Source organism: Rossellomorea sp. NPDC071047, assembly GCF_050270195.1.
Classification (GTDB): Bacteria; Bacillota; Bacilli; order Bacillales; family Bacillaceae_B; genus Rossellomorea.
Map to the genome: position 1 here is coordinate 215949 of NZ_JBNNJT010000006.1, position 24099 is coordinate 240047.

At 42.6% G+C, this 24099-nt stretch carries 20 protein-coding genes; 3 read left to right on the plus strand and 17 right to left on the minus strand.

Annotated elements, in window-relative coordinates:
• Positions 1-57: 57 nt before the first annotated feature.
• Together argH and ACQKFO_RS19550 are read right to left on the minus strand one after the other, a co-directional pair.
• The gene (gene argH, locus ACQKFO_RS19545; RefSeq protein ID WP_427600484.1) at positions 58-1452 is read right to left on the minus strand and encodes an argininosuccinate lyase; all 1395 of its coding nucleotides are present in this window, start codon (positions 1450-1452) and stop codon (positions 58-60) included.
• A complete protein-coding gene (locus ACQKFO_RS19550) occupies positions 1449-2660 on the minus strand; it encodes an argininosuccinate synthase (protein WP_427600485.1) in 1212 nt (403 codons plus the stop codon). Before ACQKFO_RS19550 ends, argH begins: the two co-directional genes overlap by 4 nt.
• A gap of 210 nt (positions 2661-2870) precedes the next feature.
• On the opposite strand from ACQKFO_RS19550, the gene ACQKFO_RS19555 reads away from it, so the two are divergent.
• The gene (locus ACQKFO_RS19555; RefSeq protein WP_427600486.1) at positions 2871-3188 is read left to right on the plus strand and encodes a hypothetical protein; all 318 of its coding nucleotides are present in this window, start codon (positions 2871-2873) and stop codon (positions 3186-3188) included.
• Between the two features lie 19 nt (positions 3189-3207).
• On the opposite strand, the gene ACQKFO_RS19560 is transcribed toward ACQKFO_RS19555, so the two are convergent.
• The 8 genes from ACQKFO_RS19560 to sppA form a co-directional block, all read right to left on the minus strand.
• On the minus strand, positions 3208-4047 hold the full coding sequence (locus tag ACQKFO_RS19560) for an EcsC family protein (RefSeq protein WP_427600487.1): 840 nt from the start codon (positions 4045-4047) through the stop codon (positions 3208-3210).
• A gap of 683 nt (positions 4048-4730) precedes the next feature.
• Complete coding sequence (locus tag ACQKFO_RS19565; protein ID WP_148970924.1) at positions 4731-5924, minus strand: acetate kinase; 1194 nt, start codon at positions 5922-5924, stop codon at positions 4731-4733.
• Positions 5925-6561: 637 nt separating this feature from the next.
• Positions 6562-7545, minus strand: coding sequence for a class I SAM-dependent methyltransferase (locus tag ACQKFO_RS19570; RefSeq protein WP_427600608.1), 984 nt, complete (start codon positions 7543-7545; stop codon positions 6562-6564).
• 132 nt (positions 7546-7677) lie between these two features.
• On the minus strand, positions 7678-8178 hold the full coding sequence (tpx, locus tag ACQKFO_RS19575) for a thiol peroxidase (RefSeq protein ID WP_427600488.1): 501 nt from the start codon (positions 8176-8178) through the stop codon (positions 7678-7680).
• A gap of 130 nt (positions 8179-8308) precedes the next feature.
• Positions 8309-8791 (minus strand): GerW family sporulation protein, encoded by a 483-nt coding sequence (gene ytfJ, locus ACQKFO_RS19580; RefSeq protein ID WP_148970926.1) that lies wholly within the window; start codon positions 8789-8791, stop codon positions 8309-8311.
• A 15-nt stretch (positions 8792-8806) separates the two neighbouring features.
• Positions 8807-9517, minus strand: a complete 711-nt coding sequence (locus ACQKFO_RS19585; protein ID WP_427600489.1) for a DUF2953 domain-containing protein — start codon at positions 9515-9517, stop codon at positions 8807-8809.
• A gap of 356 nt (positions 9518-9873) precedes the next feature.
• Positions 9874-10359 carry an RDD family protein gene (locus ACQKFO_RS19590; protein WP_427600609.1) on the minus strand — a complete coding sequence of 162 codons (486 nt, stop codon included), beginning with the start codon at positions 10357-10359 and terminating at the stop codon, positions 9874-9876.
• A gap of 71 nt (positions 10360-10430) precedes the next feature.
• Positions 10431-11441, minus strand: a complete 1011-nt coding sequence (sppA, locus tag ACQKFO_RS19595; protein ID WP_427600490.1) for a signal peptide peptidase SppA — start codon at positions 11439-11441, stop codon at positions 10431-10433.
• 160 nt (positions 11442-11601) lie between these two features.
• Between sppA and ACQKFO_RS19600 the strand changes: the two genes are divergently transcribed.
• A complete protein-coding gene (locus ACQKFO_RS19600; protein WP_315634273.1) occupies positions 11602-12402 on the plus strand; it encodes an NAD kinase in 801 nt (266 codons plus the stop codon).
• 167 nt (positions 12403-12569) lie between these two features.
• Here the strand turns inward: ACQKFO_RS19600 and rarD are convergent, their stop codons facing one another.
• The 6 genes from rarD to ACQKFO_RS19630 form a co-directional block, all read right to left on the minus strand.
• Entirely contained in the window at positions 12570-13487 is a 918-nt protein-coding gene (rarD, locus tag ACQKFO_RS19605) for an EamA family transporter RarD (RefSeq protein ID WP_427600491.1), read from the minus strand.
• Between the two features lie 73 nt (positions 13488-13560).
• The gene (locus ACQKFO_RS19610; RefSeq protein ID WP_427600492.1) at positions 13561-15162 is read right to left on the minus strand and encodes an amidohydrolase; all 1602 of its coding nucleotides are present in this window, start codon (positions 15160-15162) and stop codon (positions 13561-13563) included.
• 122 nt (positions 15163-15284) lie between these two features.
• On the minus strand, positions 15285-16868 hold the full coding sequence (gene mbcS / locus ACQKFO_RS19615) for an acyl-CoA synthetase MbcS (RefSeq protein WP_427600493.1): 1584 nt from the start codon (positions 16866-16868) through the stop codon (positions 15285-15287).
• Positions 16869-17917: 1049 nt separating this feature from the next.
• Positions 17918-18121, minus strand: coding sequence for an alpha/beta-type small acid-soluble spore protein (locus ACQKFO_RS19620; protein ID WP_044339433.1), 204 nt, complete (start codon positions 18119-18121; stop codon positions 17918-17920).
• Positions 18122-18206: 85 nt separating this feature from the next.
• Positions 18207-19418 (minus strand): tRNA uracil 4-sulfurtransferase ThiI, encoded by a 1212-nt coding sequence (gene thiI, locus ACQKFO_RS19625; protein WP_427600494.1) that lies wholly within the window; start codon positions 19416-19418, stop codon positions 18207-18209.
• Positions 19415-20566: a cysteine desulfurase family protein gene (locus tag ACQKFO_RS19630; RefSeq protein WP_427600495.1), complete on the minus strand. Its 1152-nt coding sequence runs from the start codon at positions 20564-20566 to the stop codon at positions 19415-19417. The genes thiI and ACQKFO_RS19630 overlap by 4 nt, the downstream gene beginning before the upstream one ends.
• Before the next feature lie 341 nt (positions 20567-20907).
• Between ACQKFO_RS19630 and brnQ the strand changes: the two genes are divergently transcribed.
• Complete coding sequence (gene brnQ / locus ACQKFO_RS19635; RefSeq protein ID WP_427600496.1) at positions 20908-22248, plus strand: branched-chain amino acid transport system II carrier protein; 1341 nt, start codon at positions 20908-20910, stop codon at positions 22246-22248.
• A 65-nt stretch (positions 22249-22313) separates the two neighbouring features.
• Here the strand turns inward: brnQ and ezrA are convergent, their stop codons facing one another.
• On the minus strand, positions 22314-24008 hold the full coding sequence (gene ezrA, locus ACQKFO_RS19640; RefSeq protein ID WP_427600497.1) for a septation ring formation regulator EzrA: 1695 nt from the start codon (positions 24006-24008) through the stop codon (positions 22314-22316).
• Positions 24009-24099: the final 91 nt, after the last annotated feature.

Sequence of the window (24099 nt, forward strand, 5' to 3'; positions counted from 1 at the left end):
TAAAAAATAAGAGAGCGGTTGAATGTAGATTGTCACTACGTTCAACCGCTCTCTTTTCTAGACTGATTGAGCAGAATAGGTTTTCAAATGAGATTTCCCCTTCTCAATCTGTACCTTCACCTGTTCAAACCCGGTACCACCATACGATTTTCTTCGTTCTACCGCCGAATACGGAGTCAAAATCGAATAAATATCCTCTTCAATCAGTGAAGAAAATTCACCGTACTCTTTCAATGTAACATCCTTCAGGTAGCAGCCTTTTTCAATACAATAGAGAACCAGCTTCCCGACGATTTCGTGGGCTTGTCTGAACGGAATCCCTTTCGTCGCCAAGTAATCGGCAAGTTCCGTCGCATTGGAGAAATCATTTCCTACCGCTTCTTCCATTTGTTTCGTGTTCACTTTCATCGTAGAGATCATTCCAGTGAAAATCTTCAGGGATCCCACCACCGTTTTAACGGTATCAAACATCCCTTCCTTGTCTTCCTGCATATCCTTGTTGTACGCAAGGGGCAAACCTTTTAAGACGGTAAGTAGAGAAATGAGATTCCCATTCACTCTTCCTGTCTTCCCTCTGACAAGCTCCGCCATATCCGGGTTTTTCTTTTGCGGCATGATGCTGCTGCCTGTCGTGAAGCTGTCATCAAGCTCGATGAATCGAAACTCTTCCGTGGACCACAGAATCATTTCTTCCGCTAAACGGGAAAGATGGGTCATCATAATCGAGCTGTTGCTCAGAAATTCCAGGATGAAATCACGATCACTTACGGCATCGAGACTGTTTTCATAGCATGAACCGAAGCCGAGCAGCTCTGCTGAATATTCCCGGTCGATCGGGAATGTCGTCCCAGCCAGTGCCCCTGCACCCAATGGAGATATATCAATTCTCTTTAGAGAGTCAACAAGTCGCTCCTTATCCCGATTGATCATCCAGAAATAACACATCAGATGATGAGCGAAAGAGATCGGCTGGGCACGTTGAAGATGAGTATATCCAGGAATGATCGTATCTACATTTTCTTCCGCCTGAAGAATGATCGCCTCCTGAAGATCCTCAACGAGTTTCACAATCTCCTCCACACGTCTCTTTAGAAACAGATGCATGTCGGTCGCGATCTGGTCGTTACGACTTCTGCCTGTATGAAGTTTACCGCCGACCTCACCGATTAAATCAATCAGCTGCTTCTCTAAATTCAGGTGAATATCTTCATACTCGACAGAAAACTGAAGTTCATTCTTTTCGGCCTTTCCGTACAGCACATGAAGTCCGTCAAGGATTTGATCCGCCTCACTTACAGTCAAGATCCCGCATTTCTTTAACATTTTTACATGGGCGATGCTGCCTTCAATATCTTCTAGAACGAGCTCCTGATCGAAAGTGATGGATGCGTTGAATTCATCCACCCATTCTTCAGGCTTCTTTGTGAAACGTCCTCCCCAGAGCTTGCTCATAGAGTCACTTTCTCCTTCTTTTCAGCGTTGACCATTGCTGAGACCTTTGTCGGCAGACCCCATAATTGAATGAATCCAACGGCTGCATCATGATCGAATTCATCTGCTTTTGTATACGTCGCAAGTTTTTCATCATATAAGGAATTCGGTGATTTTCTTCCTTCCACGATCGCATGGCCCTTGAATAACTTCACGCGTACGACACCATTCACATACACCTGAGTTTGATCAAGGAATGCCTTCAGTGCTTTATTCAGTGGAGAAAACCATAAGCCTTCATAAATCAATTCCGTCATTTTCTTCTCGATCACAGGTTTGTAATGAGCAAGCTCCTTCACAAGCGTAAGATCTTCCAGTTCCTTATGTGCCTTTAACAGCGTGACGGCGGCTGGACACTCATACACTTCACGTGACTTGATCCCGACTAGGCGGTTCTCCACATGATCGATACGTCCGACGCCATGCTTCCCAGCGATGACATTCAGTTTGGAAATGATTTCATGCAGTGGATATGCAACGTGATCCAATTCGACAGGTACGCCTTGTGAGAATGTAATCTCCACAACATCAGCTTCGTTCGGTGACTCTTCAATACTGGACGTTAAATCATATGCATCCTCAGGTGGAGCAGCCCATGGATCTTCAAGAACACCACATTCATTGCTTCTTCCCCATAAGTTCTGATCGATGCTGTAAGGAGAATCAAGATTGATCGGAATAGGAATACCTTTGTCCTTCGCATATTCAATCTCTTCTTCACGTGACCATTTCCATTCACGAACCGGTGCAATCACTTCTAAATTAGGATTCAATGCAGCGATGGATACTTCAAATCTCACCTGGTCATTCCCTTTCCCTGTACATCCATGTGCAACCGCCGTAGCATTTTCCTGCTCAGCGATTTCCACAAGTTTTTGGGCAATCAAAGGTCTTGACAGAGCAGATACCAGTGGATATTTCCCTTCGTATAGGGCGTGACTTTGTAATGCAAGCAGGGCATATTCATTCGCAAATTCTTCCTTGGCATCAATCACAAAGCTTTTTGAAGCTCCTACTTTCAAAGCCTTGGCTTGAACAAAATCTAAATCTTTTCCTTCCCCGACATCCAGGCAACATGCAATCACTTCATATCCTTTTTCCTTTAACCATTGAACCGCGACTGACGTATCTAAACCACCTGAATAGGCTAATACCACTTTTTTATTCATCCGTATCTCCTCCTGTTGATTTTATATAAAATGAATATTTATTCTTTAAGATGAATTTATATTAGCAGTTAATGAGAGATACATCAATACTTATTCATAAATTTGTATAAATATTTTATCGGTGGAATGTGAGAATCCCGTTGTACTGGGCTTGTCGGTTATTTTATTGTAGGATGAAAGGAGAATGAATCGTAAGGAGCATCCATATAGATGAAGAACGAATTTTTTTCATATAATTCAAGGCTAGGAATTCAACTTCCCCGGTTGTCGAAGGATTGGACTTCTTATTCTTCTCAAGAACAAGAAATGGTACTTCTAGAATGGGAGCGTGTGAGGGGAATGATTCCTGATCGGATCCAGGAAATAGAAGTGGAGATTGAGAGACTGCAGGCGGAATTAGCTCAGGAAGAAAATTTCGACAGATCCTGCATGATCAATGGAGAGATTTCCGAGAGAGCTTCAGAGATCAATGATTTATGGATCTGGTACCGGACCACTCCGGATAAAACACAAAGGGGAATGATGTGAGCACATCATTCCCCTTTGTTTATTGGTCATTTTTCTTATCACGTAAATAGCGGTACTGATAATATTTTTCCGCAAAATCGGTAATTTTTCTGGAAAGCTGATAATTCGAACCCGCTCCGATGGCGATGCTGACAAGGGGAAGACCCGACCACTTCTTCCCTTTAAACATAGTGATAGCCATGGCTTTAAGCGCCTGCTTCATGGACCCTTCCAGCCACGTGTAATCCGTCAGCTGCTCCGATCCATCATAGAAGTAATTGCTGTCCTTTTTATTTAAATCCTCCATCAAATCCTCCCACGCAAGGGCACGTAGCCTTGCCGGTAAGGTAGCCGCATGAAACACCTTCAGTGACGTCATCATCTCAAATGGGGTTTGAACATCAAATCCATAGGTGATGGCAATGAGCTGCACCGAACGAAGATTGATGACAAGCATGGCAGGCAGATCCGAACCGATCGCCACCAGGCCGCCGGTACCGGTCACCCCTCCTTGCAACAGAGAGTAAATGCGATGTCGTCCCGCATGCTGCTCCGCTATGTAATGAAGCTGATCAATCGTTAAATAATGAAGATCCTCGACCGTCTGAATGTCTTGATTAAAGGCTCGTGCCGTCACAAGAATCCGCTCACGGGCGTCATTTTGCATCTGTGAACCTTGAATAAGAGAGTGCATGTGGAACAACCAGCCATCCAGCCGCTGGAAAAATTGAGCCTGAACATCTTCAGGGATGGATTCAAATGCGTAATCCAACCATTTCACATATGTATGCTCCAAATCATTCGCTTCGTATTCAAATAATTCTGCTCTCCACGTTTTAATCGACTGCCATACCTGATTATCTCGTTCTGACCAATTCACTTCTCCCACTCCTTTTTCATTCGTTAAATTACGTATAGTATACCATATCCAGGGAGCACAACACTTATCCGCGAGAAAGTATATTGAATACTCTGTTATTTATTTTTATAAAAGGCTCTTTTAGCAAAGATTTTTGTTTTTTAGCATAGAATCTGCAAGGGCTTTGTCAACCAGGTTTATGCTTGATGGTGAGGGGAACTGCTCCGCTTGCAGCTAGCGTTCGGCCGAGCCTCCTCAGCTTCGCTTCCAGGGTCTCGGCACGACCGTACTTCCGCAGGAGTCTGAGCAGTTCCCCTCACCATCTTTAACAGTTTTTTCATGACAGAGCTTCAAGGTGTGCAAGAAACCAGAAAAAATAATCCTTCTTCCTTAAAAGGAAAATCACTCTCTACTTACCTTAAATGAGATTGTTTGCTAAAATTCTTGTTTTAAATTGTTTTCCATTAAGAATTCATGCTCAGAAAGTTGATTGGAGCGGAAGGATGCTCGACTCCTGCGGGAATAGCTGGACAGGTGAGACCCCACAGGCGCAGCCGAGGAGGCTCACCGCCAGCCCCGCGGAAAGCGAGCATCCTGGAGCGGAAATCAACTATTACTTTCTCCTCTACAATAACAACATACTATGCGAAAAAAGCCTTATAAAAAAACAGGATCCCCTTGAAAGGCGATCCTGTCTAAGTTTATTAGATATTCCCTTTTTCCACTACATCACGTGCAATCATGACTTCTTCGTTTGTCGGAATGATCATGACTTTTACAGGTGAATGCGGGTAGTTAACGAATGCTTCTTTACCGCGGACTTGATTACGCGCCGGATCCCAGTATACGCCCATGAACTCCAAGCCTTGAAGGACTCTCTCACGGATTAGCGTACTGTTTTCACCGATACCTGCAGTGAAGACAATTGCGTCTACACCATACATGCGGGATGCATAAGAACCGATGTATTTATGGATACGGTTGGCGAACACTTCAAGAGCCAGTTCCGCACGCTCGTTACCTTCTGAAGCCTGTTGCTCGATATCACGAAGGTCACTTGAGAACCCGGATACACCAAGCATACCGGATTTCTTGTTCAGGATGTTCAATACTTCATCAGCCGTTGATCCCGTTTTCTCCATGATGAACGGGATAAGGGCCGGGTCGATATTACCTGAACGAGTTCCCATGGCAACACCAGCTAAAGGAGTGAAGCCCATTGACGTATCGATTGATTTACCACCTTCGATCGCTGCGATACTCGCGCCATTCCCAAGATGACAAGAAATCAAGCGGACTTGCTCTTTCGGACGGCCAAGCATTTCCGCTGCACGCTCGGACACATACTTATGGGAAGTACCGTGGAAGCCGTACTTACGGATTCCGTAATCCTCATAGTACTCATAAGGAAGGCTGTATAGAAATGAGCTTTCCGGCATGGATTGATGGAACGCTGTATCAAAGACAGCAACCGCAGGTACATTCGGCAATACATTATGGAATGCCTTGATACCCGTCAGGTTTGCCGGGTTATGAAGTGGAGCCAGATCAGAAAGTTCTTCGATCTTAGACACTACTTCGTCGGTGATCAGAACGGATTCATTAAAGACCTCGCCGCCATGTACGACACGATGTCCGATCCCGTCGATTTCATCAAGTGAATCGATGATGCCAAAGCCTGTCAGCTTTTCAAGCAGCATCTTAACAGCCACTTCATGGTTCGGGATATCTGTCACTTCTTCACGCTTCTCATCATTCACCGTTATATTAAATACCGCATCATTCAGTCCGATACGTTCAATAAGACCTTTAGTAATGACCGTTTCTTCAGGCATATCAAAAAGCTGAAACTTTAAAGAAGAGCTTCCAGCATTAATTGCAATCACTTTTTTTGCCACGTTGTATCGCTCCTTTTGTTTTCGATCTCTTGACTCTTATTTATTCTGTTCATTGAATCATTTTTTATCTCTCAATTCCCCATTAAATCACTGACTCCCCCCTATTTCAAGAAAAAGCTTGAAATGACATCGTTTACATGTTAAATTAAATATTTTCGCAAAAATTAGAATAAAGAAAAGCGGAGGGGCTTTGCCCAGAGGCGACAAGCATAAGGCGAGAACACCGGAAAGGCGCTCTTTGCCTTTTTGGTGTTCTTGACTTATGACCTCGAGCCTCTAAGACCCGGAGCTGGACAATTCGAAAAGCGGAGGGGCTTTGCCCAGAGACCAATCTATCAAAATAAGGGGAGAATTTCCTCTTATTGAGGAATGATGCTAGAAATATGGAGTAAATAGGGGGAATGAATCCGCCTATTTACTCCAAAAGCATGAAAACGGACCATTCTACCTTACCTTAACCGGAAAAACTCCCCTTATATCCCCCGTAAATGACCCTTCTTTGCATGATAACCGGAAAATTTCCCCTTATTAAAACAACTCTCTATATACCAACAAAAAAAGCAGTCTCATTCAGTTACGAATAGGACTGCTCATTGGTGTGTTTATTTAGTTTTAGCATTTGCCTAAAGGCAGTCTACTATTTATTTTGTGCAAGCCACTGATCGATCTTAGACATGATGTCCTGCAGGGCTCGTTGATTCGATAGGCTTGGCAGCTGTGCAAGCAATACTTCTTTAGGTGGCTTCACGCCATCTTTTTTCTTTTGAAGGATGAGGATGCTTTTCGCTGAGTTTTTGTTTTTGAACAGGGAAAGAGGCAGCTGTAAGAAACCTTGGATATCAGCCTTTTCTTTCAAATACGTTTGCAGCTGCGCGCTGTACGGAGATTCGAAAAGTCCATTTGGCACGATGAAGAAAAGGTATCCCCCGTCTTTCGTATGCTTCAGGCTTTGTTCCATAAACAGATGGTGGGCATATGAATGGCCCTCTTCTGCTTTCAGCTCATAGTCCTGTGCGCGTAGATCGTTCGGGTAATAGCCGATTGGCAGGTCACATAATACAAGGTCTACAGGATCGATGAACAGCGGTTCGATTGAATCCTGATTAAAGAGCTGTAATGGGTGTTTTTGAAGGTCTGCTCCTACATAGGCAAGTTTGATCAATACTTCATCAATTTCCACCCCGATGGATTGTGTTTCTTTTCCCGGCATTTGATTTAATACCGTCGTCAGGAGATTTCCTGTTCCGATCGCCGGATCCAGGATGGTCAGCTTGTCCATGCCCCGGGTGAATTTATTGACTAAGTAGCTTATAAATAAACCAAGGGAGTCCGGTGTCATTTGATGGTTGGGCTGTACATTTTCTTTCATTCCTTTTAGTATCGCGAACTGAAAGGCTTTACGGATATTTTCATTCTCCAGCTGAGAAAGACTCACTTCATCGTACTTTTTGTTCAGGCGTTTCTTGGTCAGTTCACTTACTTCCTCTTGCAGGACGTCACCTTGAAAAAGGTTTTCTCCTGTTTCGGCAACGGCTTCTAAATAACTGCATGCTAATTCCTCTTGCAGCAGTGTAGCAGTTTCGTCGATTATTCCAAATAATGATTCGACTGGCGAATTAATCATCGGCATTCATTCCTTTATCACAATTTCATTCATCTATTTTACCTCTGTCCATAACGTTTGTAAAAAAAACAATGCTGACCATGGGTAAATCAGGTCAGCATGTCTAAGCATTGTTCAGTTGGGACGGAATTATTTAGCGTTCTTCACTGCTTCAACGGCAGCTTCATAATCCGGGTGGTTCGTTGCTTCGCTCACATATTCCACATATGTCACTTCATCGTTGCTGTTTAACACGAACACAGCACGTGCAAGCAGACGAAGCTCTTGAATGTGTACGCCGAATGCTTCACCGAAAGAAAGATCGCGGTGGTCGGAAAGCGTTTGAACATTCTCGATGCCGTTTGCTCCGCACCAGCGCTTTTGAGCGAATGGAAGATCCACGGAAATCGTCAACACTTCTACATTATCAAACTTGGTTGCTTCTTCATTGAATTTACGTGTCTGTGCATCACAAACACCTGTATCGATGGAAGGAACGACACTGATCAAACGCACCTTGCCTTTGGAATCATTCAGTGTGACTTCCGATAAATCATTAGCTAATACTGTGAAGTTAGGAGCTTTGTCCCCCACTTTTACCTCATTACCTAATAGAGTGACAGGGTTGTTCTTAAATGTAATGTTTGCCATTATTTGTTCCTCCTCCATAATAATATGTACATGTTTATAGTACAGAAAAACGATACGGTAAAGCAAATCATAGGGGTTCTTTTTTTAAAAAAAGTTGAGCTTACTCATACTCGAGTAAGCTCTCTATCTTTTACAGATCAAGTTTTTGATTGTGATTACCCTGACTGTTGTTGTCCTGCTTGTTATCGTCCTTTTTCATCATGCCCTGAATCTTTTCGATGGCACCGGGAGCTAAGTCCAGCAGGCGATCGATCAGATGTGTGCTTTCATCTAAATGAAGCATCTTGATTCCCTTTGAACTGACGATCAAGAAAGCGATCGGGGTAATGGAGACACCGCCCCCGCTACCTCCACCGAATGGCTGCTGCTTCTGGGATGATTGATTGCTTCCGCTATCTCCGCCTTTTCCGCCACCATCATCTTTTCCTTTACCACCATCAAGGATGAATTCACTTCCGCCTGCCGCAAATCCAAAGCCAACCTTTGATACTGTCAGGATGACACTTCCATCGGGTGTTTCAACGGGATCACCGATGATCGTATTCACATCGATCATTTCTTTTAAATTTTCCATTGCCGTGGTCATTAGACCTTCAATAGGATGTTCTGACATGTAAAGACCTCCTTATTAAACTGAATGTTTTTCTCCAGAAAGTGTGGAAAGGGGCTTTGTCTTGAACTTAGCCATACCGCCTCTCCAGTACCGAAGTATCTTGAAACCTACTAGGATAGCATTCCCTATGCGAAACTGGATAATACATGAAAATTGTGTTTGAATCACAGCGTGCTGGAAAGTCGGAGTCACCTCTATGACGGGCATGGATTGAAGGCGCATATAACCGCTCAGAATGCCGATGATACTCCCTTTTATCCCCCAGATCGTCCCTGTTAACGTCCCTGTTGATGCTGCATCACCAGTGCCGAATAACGTTTTCCAATGTACATGATCCAGTTTGACTTTCTTGAGAAACGACCTGATGATTCGGTGAAGTGACTGGACATGTATGATGATCTCCTTCGTATCATTCAAACTATCTATAAAATCATTTGGAGTGATTTTCTTTTTAGAAGTCTTTTTATTTGATGGATTGCTTTCATTACCTTTTTTCGTTTCTTCCTCAATCACGATATTCGGACCATCATCATCGAGTTTGACTAACGGGATATCGATTGTATATTTTAGCAAGCCAAACCATGCCCTAAGCTTCACCTTGAAATGGTCATTATCATTTCCGTGGTACAGAGAGAGAGTAACGGTCAGCTTCGTTATAATAAGAAGAAATAATATCAACAAGATAAGTGCCATAACGATTAGTAACGCCCAAATCCACCAGCTCATATTTTCACACCCTTCAACCTCTTATTATGGCCTTTGCCTGGGAAAATAAACTAAGGAGGAGAGATTTTGTATGGGGATCGGGCTTGTATCATGGGGAAGAGAGAAATATTTGATGAATATTGGGGCACTTGATGGTAATCTGAACGTCTGCTTTTTAATAATTGCGCCGTTTCCCATTGTAATTGCGTCGTATTTTTAATTATTGCGTCTTTTCTAGCGTTATTGCGTCGTTTTTCAATTATTTGCGTCATTCTTAACTGTTATTGCGTATTTTTACATTTAGTGTAAACCCGCAACACTTCTCTCAATTAAAAAAACCAAACCCATATAAACAGGTTTGGTTTCAAAACAATGATTTAAAGTGCAGGCTTAAACTCCAGCTGTTTCTTTTCCTGAACAACCGTCGTATCAGCGAACAAATCATGTATTCCTTGCTTTTTATTCGTAAAGGCTACAACCACGTAGAGAATAAAGATCGTGGTAGAGATAAATCGGCCGATCAGCTCCCTGAATATAATCGTTCCCCACGAAGGCTTCCTTCCTTTTAAATCGATGACCCTAATGCCGAACACCATTTTCCCGATCGTTTGACTGAAATATTTTGTCATCAATATGAAGTAGCCATAGAAAACGATACTCGTTAATATCGAAATCGGTGCAAACATGGAGCCTTCTGAAAGTGAAATATCCAATAGTTTAAAGACTGGATTCACTACTAAACGTGTTATGCTGCCAATCACGATAAGGTCAAGTAAGTACGCCCAGAACCTTATCCAAAATCCTGCTAAGTAATATCCATCGTGATTCACGAGCCTTGATGGATCAGGAGAAGAGGGATCGATTTCGATCCGCTCCCGCTCTTCATCTTGTAGTACAGAACGATCTTGTGTGTCACTCACTTCATTCACCTTCCTTATTCAGAGTATAGATACATTAATCTCGGAGAATTCGGCTTAGATAGCAGCTTCATTAATGCAGCTGCTTCCATGTCCTGACCTATCATTTTCTTTGCACCCATACTGAAGAATTCGGAGAAAGGATCGCCTGCTGTATATTCAAATACTTGAGCACCTTTTAACTTATAATCTTTTTTCATCGCTTCAATGGTATCCTCTACATAGCCGAATTCGTCAATCAGATTGACTTCTTTGGCCTGGATTCCATCATATACTCTTCCGTCTGCAATCTTCTTGACCTCTGCTTCTGACATATCGCGGCCACTTGCAATGACATCGACGAAGCCTTCATAGGAATTATCGATCATGGATTGAAGAATCTTTCTCTCATCTTCCGTCATTTCACGTGTCGGGCTCATGATGTCCTTATACGGTCCGCTCTTGATAGTCACGAAATCGACTCCATACTTCTCTGCGAGTTCCGAATAGTTGATGCTCTGCATGATCACACCGAGTGAACCGGTCAGTGTTTCTTTGCTTGCGAATATTTTCGTAGCCGGTGCAGATATGTAGTAACCTCCGGAAGCTGCAGTGCCTCCCATTGATACATAAATCGGCTTTTTCGCTTTATCCATGATTTCAACAAGCTTTGAATGGATTTGAGCACTCTCCACTACGCCGCCACCAGGGGAATTCACTTTTAAAATAATCCCTTTGACAGATTTATCTTTTTGAACCGCATCCAGCTTATCAATAAAGAGTTCATGGTTGTATCCCGGGCTTTCAAATAGAGAATTAGCGCCACCCGTATCCTGAATGACACCCTCTACTTCTAATACAGCGATTCGTTTCTGGGCATTCCCCTCATCAATCACTTCTTCTGAAAAAGGGTTGTCTGTTGCGCCAAGCATGTCTTCAAATGCTTTATTAAAATCACCGGTCGCCGCAGATGTAGCGAAATTGACTACGACAGAAACAAAGAATAACCCAACAGCAATACCTAATGCCGTCCATCTTTTTGCATTCATCTTGTATATTCCTCCCTTGTTTACCCTATCTTATGTAAGGATATAAATATCATTCTCATGTGAAAACATGATAGAATATTCACTAAGTTAGATTCTAGCAAAATTTCATGGAAATGGGAAAAATTATCTTATTTTTTATTTCAGGGAGGTACTACATACGATGAATAACCGTCGAAATATTTATTTCTATGCCTTAAATGAAAAAGGGATGCAAGCAAAGCTGGACCGATTATACGAGCTTGCCAACCGGTATGATTTCAACATTGTCGATTCTCCAAAGACAGCGAATATCATCGTCAGTATCGGAGGGGATGGAACGTTTCTTCAAGCCGTCCGCCAAACCGGCTTCAGACAGGATTGCTTGTATGCAGGCATTTCTACAGGTGGCACCCTGAGTATGTATTGTGACTTCCATATTGATGACACATCCAAAATGATTGAAGCGATGACAACCGAGCAAATCGAGGTACGCAAATATCCGACCATTGAAATTACGGTCGATAACCAGACCTCCTTCCATTGCCTGAATGAATTCAGCATCCGCTCCGGCATCATCAAAACCTTCGTCATGGACGTTTTCATCGATGATAATCATTTCGAAACTTTCCGTGGAGACGGGATGATCATTGCGACTCCGACGGGTAGTACGGCTTATAATAAATCGGTCAGCGGAGCAGTGGTGGATCCCATGCTGCCTTGCATTCAAGTGAGTGAGATGGCGTCCTTGAATAATAACCGATACCGTACGCTTGGGTCTTCTTTCATTCTTAGCGATAAGCGCCGCCTGGTTCTCAAGATCGTTCAGGACGGTAATGACTATCCTGCAATGGGAATGGACAATGAAGCTCTTAGTATTCAACACGTGGAAAAAGTCGAAGCGAAGCTAAGCGATAAAATCATTAAAACGGTGAAATTGAAGGATAATTCTTTCTGGGAGAAAGTGAAGCGTTCTTTCTTATAAAATAATGGGGTTCTGATATCCAATCAGAACCCCATTTTTCTCTCTATTGGGCTAAAACCAGGCCAAGTTGTGCCACTTTCCCCGTTTGTTGTGCAAAATGGTGAACAAAACCAAGGTCCGTCCCTATACAAAAAGCTCCAGCACACGCTGGAGCTTTTTGCATTTTATCAAGCGGACAATCTCGCTTCCCGTCTTCGCTTTCTGGCATACTGCACTCTTGAAGCTGTGAAGATGGTCAAGGCGAGCCATATGAACATGAACGAGATGAGATGGGTGAATGAGAATGTTTCGTTATAGACCCATATGCCGAGTATCAACGTGAGGGTCGGTGCAATGTATTGCAGGAATCCGACCATATAAAGCGGGATTTGTTGAGCACCCTTTGAAAAGAACAATAAAGGGATGGCGGTTACCGCCCCGGCACCCATCAATAAGAGGTCCGTCCCTAACGATACATGGAAAAGGGACATGGAACCTTCATTGTACATGTAGCCAAGGTAGAGTAGGGACACTGGAGCGATGGTCATGGTTTCCAGGGTCAGGCCGATGGATGATTCGACCTGGATGAGCTTTTTGGCTAATCCGTATAGTCCGAAAGAGAATGCAAGACCGATGGCGATCCATGGAAATTCCCCGTAGGAGATCGTGAGGATCAGAACCCCGACCGCGGCCAATCCAAATGAGACCATTTGGGCTTTTGACAAGCTTTCCTTCAGGATGAATACCCCTAACAATACACTCACTAGTGGATTAATATAATACCCCAGACTCGCTTCCACCATTTGATTTGTATTCACTGCCCAAATATAAATGAACCAGTTCATACTGATCAATAAAGAAGCAAGTAGTAACGCAAACAGCTGCTTCTTTTTCGTAAGAGATGTTTTTAAATATAAGGAAAAGTCCTTCCAGCGTTTACTGACGAATAAAAATAAGAGCATAAACCAAAAGGACCAAAAAATACGGTTAGCGAGAATCTCATAGGCGGAGACATGATTCAACCATTTCCAATAGATCGGGAGAATTCCCCATAAAAAATAGGAAAAAGCCGTGTAGATGATTCCAGCTTGATCGTTTTGCTTCATAAAAACACCCCCAAAACTATTTCTATTTCCGAAATATCTCCATTATATCCATGAAAAGTTTTGGGGGCAATGATTATTTATTTTTTTTATAAACGATTGACTCGTCTACCACCGTCATATCAACTACCTTGTTTAACAATTGATCCGCATCCACTTTAAATGGATCGATGTCTAAAACGGTAAAGTCCGCCGTATATCCTTCACGTATCTGCCCTCTATCACTTTCATGGTGACAGGCATAGGCACTTCCCTTTGTAAATAGGGAGAGGGCTTCATACATCGAAAGTTTTTCTTCGGGGCGATACTCTGTTTTGTCAGGATCCAATGGATTCGTTCTCGTAACCGCCGCATGAATTCCCCAAAGAGGATTAATCGGCTCGATTGGCGCATCAGATCCACCTGCACATGGAATGCCTTCTTTCAGCAGTGTTTTCCACGCATAGTTATACTGCATGTTCTCTTTTCCAAGTCTCTCAACCACCCAAGGAAAATCCGACGCAACGAACCTTGGTTGAATATCAAGAATTAACGGAAGACCCTTTACCTTCTCGATCAGCTCTTCACGCAGGATTTGGGCATGAATGAGTCGATCCCGTCTTCCAAAGTGAGATGGCTCTTCTATGATGGCATTCAGTACATTTTCAAAAGCCTGATCACCAATCGTATGTACGGCAATCGGAAGATCATACTTCCTGGCCTTCTTCACAAGTTCAAGAAGTTTTTCGTTTGTATGGATGCTGACTCCGGACGTGCTTGGATCATCGGCATATGGATAGCTTAATAGAGCAGTCCTGCCGCCCAAAGCCCCATCAGCAAAGATCTTCATGGCACCGAATTCAATAAATGGATTGCCGCTGAGGAAATGATGACCATCTTCCTTCCAATCTTCGATCACTTCATGATGAACCAATAGATGAGCCCTGAATTTCTTCCTGCCTTCTGAGATCGTTTTTACAAATGCATCATACGTTTTCTTAAAGTTCCCATAGTAGCTTAAATCTTCTGTATGACCACCTACCAGTCCATGCTCCCAGCAGCTTTCGATCCCTTTCGTCAGGGCACCTACAAGATACTCGGAGGAGATGGCCGGTAGTGCATCGATCATCAGATCCTGAGCCTTATCCTTTAACAATCCGTTTAATGCACCTGTTTCATCCCTCTCAATCAATCCACCGGAAGGATCGGGAGTCCCTTCATCGATACCTGCATTTTTTAAAGCGGGTGAATTCACCACCATGGCATGACGGCAAATGCGTTTCAGAAGTACAGGATGATGGGGTACAACTTCGTCAATTTCCTGCTTGGTTAAAACCGCCGCATCACTCCAGAGGTTTTCGTTCCAGCCTTCGCCAATGACCCATTCACCTTTCATGAGCCCATTTGCTTTTTCTTTTATTGCCTCTAATACTTCCTGCTTACTATTCATACTGGAAAGATCCAGCCTCATTAACGTTTCGCCATGCCCGATCAGATGCATGTGACTATCGACAAACCCGGGAAACATCACTTTTCCCTGAAGATCTACTTCGGACTCAATCGTGAATTGTTCATTCTTCACCAGGTCGTCAGATGAGCCGATCCCTTTGATGACCCCATCTTCCGTGTAGACCGCTTCCACGTGATGTCCTTCCTCTTGCATTGTGTAAATGATTCCGTTTTTCCATAAAGTGCCCATGATGTTTACCCCTTCTTTATAAAAAAATTCTGTTTTTCAAATGTACCATATTATAGGAGGAATCTGAAAGAGAAAGGTTTTTTTCATAAAAACAGAGAGCCCCAAAGGCTCCCTATCCCTGATTAGTTTTTAACTGAACTCATTTCTTTTTGTCTCAGTTCGATTCTTCTAATCTTTCCTGAAGTTGTTTTCGGCAATTCTTTCACAAATTCAATTTTACGCGGGTATTTGTACGGTGCTGTTAAGTCTTTAACATGCTGCTGAAGAGCAGGAATCAATTCGGGATCCTCTTGATTCACATCATTTCGCAGTACGACAAAGGCTTTCACTATCAATCCCCTTACTTCATCGGGACTTCCTACAACGGCACATTCCTGAACCGACGGGTGCTTGACTAAAGCATCTTCCACTTCGAATGGCCCGATTGTATATCCGGAACTGATGATGATATCGTCACCGCGCCCCTCAAACCAGAAATAGCCATCTTCATCCTTTTTCGCTTTATCTCCTGTAATGTAGTAATCCCCTCTGAATTGCATCGCCGTCCGCTCGGGATCTTTATAATAATTTTTGAATAGTGCCGGTGTTTCTACATGAACCGCGATATCCCCAACTTCTCCTACTTCACACGGATACCCTTCCTCGTTGATGATTTCGACTCTGTTTCCCGGAGTTGGTTTCCCCATTGAGCCAGGTTTCAGCTCCATACCTTTCATGATGCCGACGAGGAGCGTATTTTCGGTTTGGCCATAGCCATCACGGACTTCTATATTAAAATGTCTCTTAAAGGCGTCGATGACTTCCCTGTTTAATGGTTCACCAGCCGATACTGCACTATGTAATTGATTTAGTTTATAGGATCCGAGATTATCCACTTTGGCCATCAGACGATACTCTGTTGGTGTACAGCACAGAACATTGACTTCATTGTCCTGAAGCAATTGAAGATATTTATTAGGATCGAATTTCCCTTGATACACAAGTCCAGTTGCCCCGGACCCCAGTACAGACAGGAACGGACTCCATATCCACTTCTGCCACCCCGGACCTGCAGTAGCCCAAACGGTGTCTCCCTCATCGATGGATAGCCATTCACGGGCTGCCGTCTTCAAGTGAGCGTATGCCCAGCCATGGGTATGGACAACTCCTTTAGGATTTCCTGTCGTCCCTGACGTATAAGAAAGGAACGCCATATCATCACGCTTTGTATCAGCGAAGGATAATTCTTCAGAAGCTGTTTTCATCTCATCTTTTAATGCAATCCATCCTTCCTGTTTTTCTCCCACAACGAACTTTTGGAGATTTTCCATTCCTCTTACGTTTTCAAACTGCTCAACAAATGGAGAGTAAGCTACAATTCCTTTTACGTCTCCGTGGTCGATTCTGTATTCCAGGTCCTTCGTTCTAAGCATTTCTGAACTTGGAATCACCACGAGTCCGGATTTAAGAGCAGCAAGGTACACAGCGTAAGCTTCAATTAAACGGGGAACCATCACAAGAATGACATCACCTTTTTCCAGGTCCGAACCCAAGAAAACGTTTCCAATTCTATTTACATTGTTCAATAATTCCCGGTAAGTGATTTCGTCTTTCGTTCCCTCTTCGTTTTCCCATTTAATTGCAAGCTTCTGTTCATCGCCTGCGTACTTCTCTACCTCTTCTACTAAATTGTACTTTTCTGGTGCGATAAGTTCTTCTCTCTTCATTCTGACTCCCCCTTGTTTGTCGATTCTCCTCTATTATACAAAATAATTTAAATTTTTTAAATTATTCGTTTATAATTTTCCTAAATACAAATTATGAGGATTTTCGACAAAGGGATTATAAATTAGGGATGATTTTCAAAATCAGATCAAAAAATAACATCATCTTGCAAAGAAAATTGCTCATTTCTTAAAGTTGTCGCTATCTTTAAGATGAAAGTAATAGTTGATTTTCTCTACAGGATGCTCGCTTTCCGCGGGACTGGCGAAGGGGCTCAAGTCTCATCCACCGGTTTTACAAAACTTAATTATTCTTCTAAATGAGTGGTCGTGTAAAAACATGGACCGTTCCTTTCCGCTCCAGGCACAAGATTCCCCGGGGAGGAAGTCAAGCCTCCTCGGGCTTTGCCCTGTGGGGTCTCGACCTTTCCTCTATCTCCCGCAGGAGTCAAGTGCCTTCCGCTACAATCCACTCTGTACTTCTATATTCTGGCTTCCTAATTACGTTTTGAAAAACACAAAAAGCCTCCTATTGTAGATATGTTGAAAGTTTGTTCCCAAAAACAAATCTTCTTCAAAGTAGCTCAAAACTCAGTTTTAGTAAATATTTATCGTCGTTACCCAACCAGGATTCATTTTCAGGAATTCTTAATCTAAGGTAACTTCACATTTTTATTGATGCAGTCCAAATCAAATTTTTCTTTTTTAAAAAATTTAAAACAGGAAGAATAAGAATAATACTGATTTCTATTTAGATTGTTTTTGAAACCTTTTAGCTCTGTCACGAAAAAACTTTTATAGATGGTGAGGGGAACTGCGCAGACTCCTGCGGAAGTACTGGCGTGCCGAGACCCCGGAAGCGAAGCTGAGGAGGCCCGGCCGAACGTCCGCGGAAAGCGGAGCAGTTCCCCTCACCATCTAGCACAAACTTATGGACAGAACCTAGGGAGACCATATGGTAAAAAACAACAATCTCTGCGAAGAGAATTTTATAATATGACAAAATAAAAAAGGAGCGAGAGAATCTCGCTCCTTGTAGCCATTGTATTTAATTATTTTGCGTATCCGCCACCGATTTGTTGTTCAGCCATTTGAACTAAACGTTTAGTGATTTCACCACCTACAGAACCGTTAGCACGTGCAGTTGCATCTGGACCAAGTTGAACTCCGAATTCTGAAGCGATTTCGTATTTCATTTGGTCGATTGCTTGTTGAGCTCCTGGAGCTACTAATTGATTTGAACTTCTGTTTGCCATGTGTTTTCACCTCCTTGTGAGTATAGAATGTGTAAAAACACATGGCTTCATGCAAAGAAAATTGTTGGTAAATAATCCTAAATTTTTAGAGTAGTTCGTCAAAGGATTTTTCTACATTTGAACCTGTTGATCCATCAATGGTGATGGTTTCTGTACCTTCGACGGCTTCTTTAATAAGAGTATCAAAATCAACAAAGCTTTCATAATACGTCACTTTATCTTTTTTAGGTCTTGTTTTTGGTGCAGGTGGCGTGAAGATGGTACAGCAGTCTTCATATGGAAGAATCGAGATATCATGTGTATCGATCTTTTGTGCGATATCGATGATTTCAAGCTTGTCCATGGCGATGAGCGGTCTTAGTACCGGTGTATTTGTCACATCATTAATGGCCTGCATGCTTTCTAGCGTCTGACTCGCTACCTGTCCAAGACTTTCACCGGTCACCAGGGCCAATCCTTCATTCTTTTCACGTATCTCATCAGCAATACGGAGCATCATCCGTCTCGTTGAAGTCATTGTGTAATTTTCAGGAACCTGATCATGGATGGTTTGCTGAATTTTCGTGAACGGTACGATATGCAATTTCACCTTTCCACTGAATGCAGACAGTTTCTTGGAAAGATCGATCACTTTTTGTTTTGCCCTTTCACTTGTAAATGGTGGGCTGTGGAAATGGACCGCTTCTATTTCAACGCCTCGTTTCATCGTTAAATACCCGGCTACCGGACTATCGATGCCTCCTGAAAGCATGAGCATCGCTTTTCCGCTTGCGCCAACCGGCATCCCCGTTGAACCTTGATAAATTTCCGAGGAGAGATAGACACCCTCTTTTCTTACTTCTACATTAAGATTAATATCTGGATTTTTCACATCCACTTTTAATCCATCCATGTTTCGGAGGATATAAGATCCCACTTCGTAATTTAATTCATTTGTATCCATTGAGAATTTTTTATCCGCTCTGCGGGCAGACACCTTGAATGTTTTCCCCGGTGTGAAACTCTTTTTCACGAGAGACAACCCTGCTTGGCTGATCTCCTCGATATCCTGAGCCACTTTTACAACCGGACTGAAAGATTGGATTCCAAAGATTTTCTCCAATCTTGGAATGATCTCTTCCCCGTTCTCGTCCCCTAACTGGATATGCAGTCGATCCCGGCTTGCTGAAACTGAAATCGTGGGGAAATCTTTCAATGCCTGCAAAATATTTTCCCGTAGCTTGGCCGTGAACATCTTCCGGTTTCTGCCTTTTGTTGAAATTTCACCGTATCTGACTAGTATGCGATTATAATTCATCGTGATCTCCTCATTGTCTTTTGTAATTGTTCTATTTCTTTCTTTAATAACTGTATGAACTGACGGCACTCTTCCATCGTATTGTGAAAAGATAGACTGATACGAATGGAACTGTTCGCCTGGCTTTTTGATACACCCATGGAAAGAAGGGTCCGACTTGGCTTACTCTGCTTTGATGAACATGCACTTGTAGTGGACACGAACACCTCATGCAGGTCTAATGCGTGAACGACGACCTCAGCTTTGAAATCTTCTATAGAAAAGTTAAGGATGTGAGGAGCATGGTGCTCCACTGGTGTATGAACGGTCACACCTTCCATTCTTTCCAGTTCTTTTCTTAAATATCGCTGGTTTTCCTCCATCATAGGAAGCTGTTGTTTACTTTCCGTAAGGTGCATCCTTAATGCCTTTGCAAATGACACGATCCCACCTGTGTTTTCCGTACCGCTTCTGAGATTCCCTTCTTGCTCCCCCCCTGAAATGATAGGGGAAAGCTCAAGTCCGTCCCTCACATAGAGCATTCCAGTCCCTTTAATGCCATGTATTTTATGAGCGGAAATGCTGCATAAATCAATATGCTTTTCGTGGAGAATAAGGGGGACCTTCCCGCATGCCTGAACAGCATCAACGTGAAAAAGGATCTTTGGATAGTCAGAAAGCAGCATCCCTATTTCCCTGATCGGCTGAACACTCCCGATTTCGTTGTTCACCTGCATGACAGAGACGAGAATGGTGTCTTCCTGAATGGCGTCTTTTACTTGTTCAGGTTGAATCCTTCCTTGCGCATCGACATCGAGGTATGTCACTGAATACCCGAAGGTCTCTAATTGATTAGCGGCACTGAGGACGGAAGGGTGCTCTATCTTCGTCGTAATAATATGCTTCCCTCTGTGCCTGTATTGTAACGCCGTCCCTTTTATCGCCAGGTTATTCGATTCCGTTCCACCAGAGGTAAAGAATACCTCTTTCTGCTTTATATCTAGTAATGAAGCCACTTGTTCCCTGGACTGCTGAATTAATTTCTCGATTTGCCCTCCAAAGGAATGAATCGATGAAGGATTAGCATAAAAGTGTTCATTCACTTTAATAAATGTATCCAGTACTTCCTTATATGGCTTGGTTGTTGCACTATTATCTAAATAAATCAAGATTTCACCTTCTTTTACTATGGTGACCTGCAGAGTTCGCAGTAATATATTCAATCATTAATCTTACCATAAATCATCCTGAACCCAAATCTTATTCCACACGAAGGGCAAGATATTATTGTGACAATACTAATTTTCTAAGATCATTCGAGAATTTTTTACAATTTCCAAAAATAATCATTGAAAAATGACAGAATTTTTGCGAGAATCATAAAGGAAATAATCGCAAAAGTTATTTAAATATACTAAATTGTAAGACTATTTAGTTTTTCGACATTTTTCTACAATCTTATGATAAGATAATTTTGCTTATGATAACGATTACAAACGGAGGGGTATATATGAATGAGAAAGCGCTGTCATTCAGCCAGATCTTTACGATAGGATTAATGCTCTTTGCTCTTTTCCTCGGAGCAGGTAATATGATTTTCCCGCCCTTTTTAGGTCAGCAGGCCGGGGAACATGTGTGGACCGGTATTATTGGATTTCTCATTACAGGAGTAGGACTTCCTTTATTGGGTGTTATCGCCATCGCTAAATCAGGAGGAGATCTTCAGACACTTGCAAATCGGGTTCATCCTTTATATGGGCTAATATTTACGATTGTAATGTACTTGGCCATTGGTCCATTTTTCGGGATTCCGAGAACCGGTACGGTTGCTTATGAAATCGGAGTGATCCCATTTTTACCTGGAGATGTTGCAAAATATGGAACACCTTTATTCATTTATACGATCATCTTTTTTGGATTAACCGCATGGCTTGCGATGAATCCTTCAAAGCTCGTAGACAGAATCGGAAAGATCTTAACACCTTCCCTGATTCTGATTCTTACGATTTTAGTGGTCAAGAGTATTGTAACTCCTATGGGAGATTTCGGAGCACCGAACCCCGCTTATCAGGATGGAGCGCTGTTCAAGGGATTCATTGAGGGATATCTGACGATGGATACAATCGCCGCCCTAGTATTCGGAATTGTCGTCATTAATTCTATTAAAGACCGTGGTGTGACGAGTAAAGCAAACCTGACGCGCATTACGATCATTGCAGGGGTCATCGCTGCCTTTGGTTTAGCACTTGTTTATTTATCCTTAAGTTACATTGGGGCTACAAGTACAGATTCCATCGGTGCACAAGCTAACGGTGGTGCCATACTATCTGCGGCAGCGAGCCATTTATTCGGATCTTTAGGGACAATCATCCTGGGACTGGCGATTACGTTTGCATGCATCACTACGTCGGTCGGACTTGTTTCTGCATGTTCACAATATTTCGCAAAGATTCTTCCTGTATCCTATCCGAAGTTAGTGATCATCATGTCTGTATTTAGTATGATTATTGCCAATATTGGGTTGACTCAGTTGATCGCTGTATCATTACCGGTACTCATCTTCATCTATCCATTGGCCATCGTATTGATTTTACTGTCGTTCATGCATAACGGATTTAACGGATATTCTCTCGTATACGTGGGAGCCTTGATTCCAACAGGCTTGATCAGTTTAATTGATGGGATTAAAACCGCGGGAATCGACGTGACTGCCATCAGTCAATCACTTGAATTCCTTCCTTTCTACACACAAGGGATCGGCTGGTTAGTGCCGGCTATGATCGGTGCAATCATCGGGTTCGTTATTGCCGCACTTGCAGGACAGACAAAGCGGACAATTGAAGCCAGTTGATCACATGAAAAAAGGACTGATTTAGAAGTACATTCTAAATCAGTCCTTTTTATTTATGGTGAATATTATTTTTCCTCAAGATCCATCATTTTCTCGATTTTCTTAAGGGCACCGGGCTCTACTTTTTCAATCGTAGTTGCGGCTTCTTCCAATGCTTTGCGGTAATCATATTGACGGAAGGATTCTTCAGCAGACTGAAGGCCATCCCTGACAGAGCTGTACTTACTGCGATAGCGATTTCCGTACTGGATGATTCTCTCGGATAGAAGGACGTTTTCGATCAGATCTCCCGTCTTCGTGTAAAAATGATCGACGGTGTCTTCCGCTCCCAGCAGTGTTTCTTGAACAAACTTCATGTTCAAAGGTTTCTCGGTTAAGCTGGCATTCACCTGCTCGATCTTCCGGTGGACCTCATCAAGAAGATCTTTGTAATCAGCAGGTAAGCCCGGTACATTACTCTTTGAGATCATGCGGCTCGCTTCAGCCACCTTTTTCTTAAGCTCCTGGATTTTTTCCCGGGTTGCAAGCTCATCCTTACGCAGGTTTTGTAAGTAGATGGAGAACTCACTCTGTTCCCGGTCCAGTTCTTCCAGTCCGTTTCTGATTTCTTTCAGCTCATCACTTAGTGAGGAGTACGCCGTTCCATTTGATTCTTCTTTATTCATCAGCATTTCGTGTCGCTTTGAAAGCTGAATGATCTTCGTCTCAATTTCGTACGGTGTATCAAGGTCTGCATCTTGAAGATGGTAGCCTTGTTTCACAAGCGTCACTTCAGATTGAATATCTTCATTATCTTCCTTGGCCTTGATCAATCCTTCAGTCGTCTGATCTTTATACTGTTGGACAAAATGTTTGGCATGTACTTCTTTTTCCAGCAAATCATAAAGGTTCTCGACCTTTCCTTTAATTTCCTGGATTCCTTCTTCTACCTCTTCTACCTTCAGCTCTTCAAGATTTTTATTAAAGTGGAGGAGGGTATCCTTCAAGGATGCAACCTCTTTCTCTACTTCAATATGATCAAGCTTGTATCCTTGACCTTTCATTTCCACGTATCCCGCTTCAAGCTCGGACAACTGTGTAGGCAAAAGGTTTTCGCAATCGGTGATCAGTTTCGGAACCGTCTCCATTTTGTAGGAAACATCCTTCATTTCCTGTGCCAGACTAAGAACTATTTCTCTTGCATCCAGATAATTCCCCTGCTCTGTTAAATCATCGAATTGATCCATTTGTTCAGAGAGCTTATCTAAAATGTTCTCTATGTACTTAGCGGTTTGACCATATGTATGACGATACGCAAGTAACTGCTTTTTACTGTTTCGATAGTCTTCTTGAAGAGATTGAATTTCTTCACGGTTCTTTTCTTCACTGCCGATCAATTCATTCAACTCTGTCAGTATTTGATCGATCTTCTGTTCCGTTTCAGCCAGGACCTTGTCGATACGGGATAGGGTCTCTTTTGTTCTAGTAAATCGAAATTTATCGGTGTACTCTTCTGCATCGAATAGTAGTTCTTCAACATTAGGAAGCTGCACAGCAACAATCTCATCCCATCCTTGTCTCCAACCGTCAAACAATTCCTCTGTTTGCCCCGTCATATTCAGTTGCTTCACTTTGGAGAGTTCATCAGAAACCGGCTTGTTCATAATATCTATTTTCCAAGCTTCGTAGCGATCAATTTCAGCGTAATATTTTTTTCTAGAGATAAATCCGATAAGGAATACGATTAAGATTAGTATTATTCCAGCGATGACGTATTGCATCTTAAGCCCCCTGTTCAACTATTCAGTAGACATCTATATCAATTTGAAAGTTCATTGTTTCATTAATAAATTCTCATTGTTATAATGATAC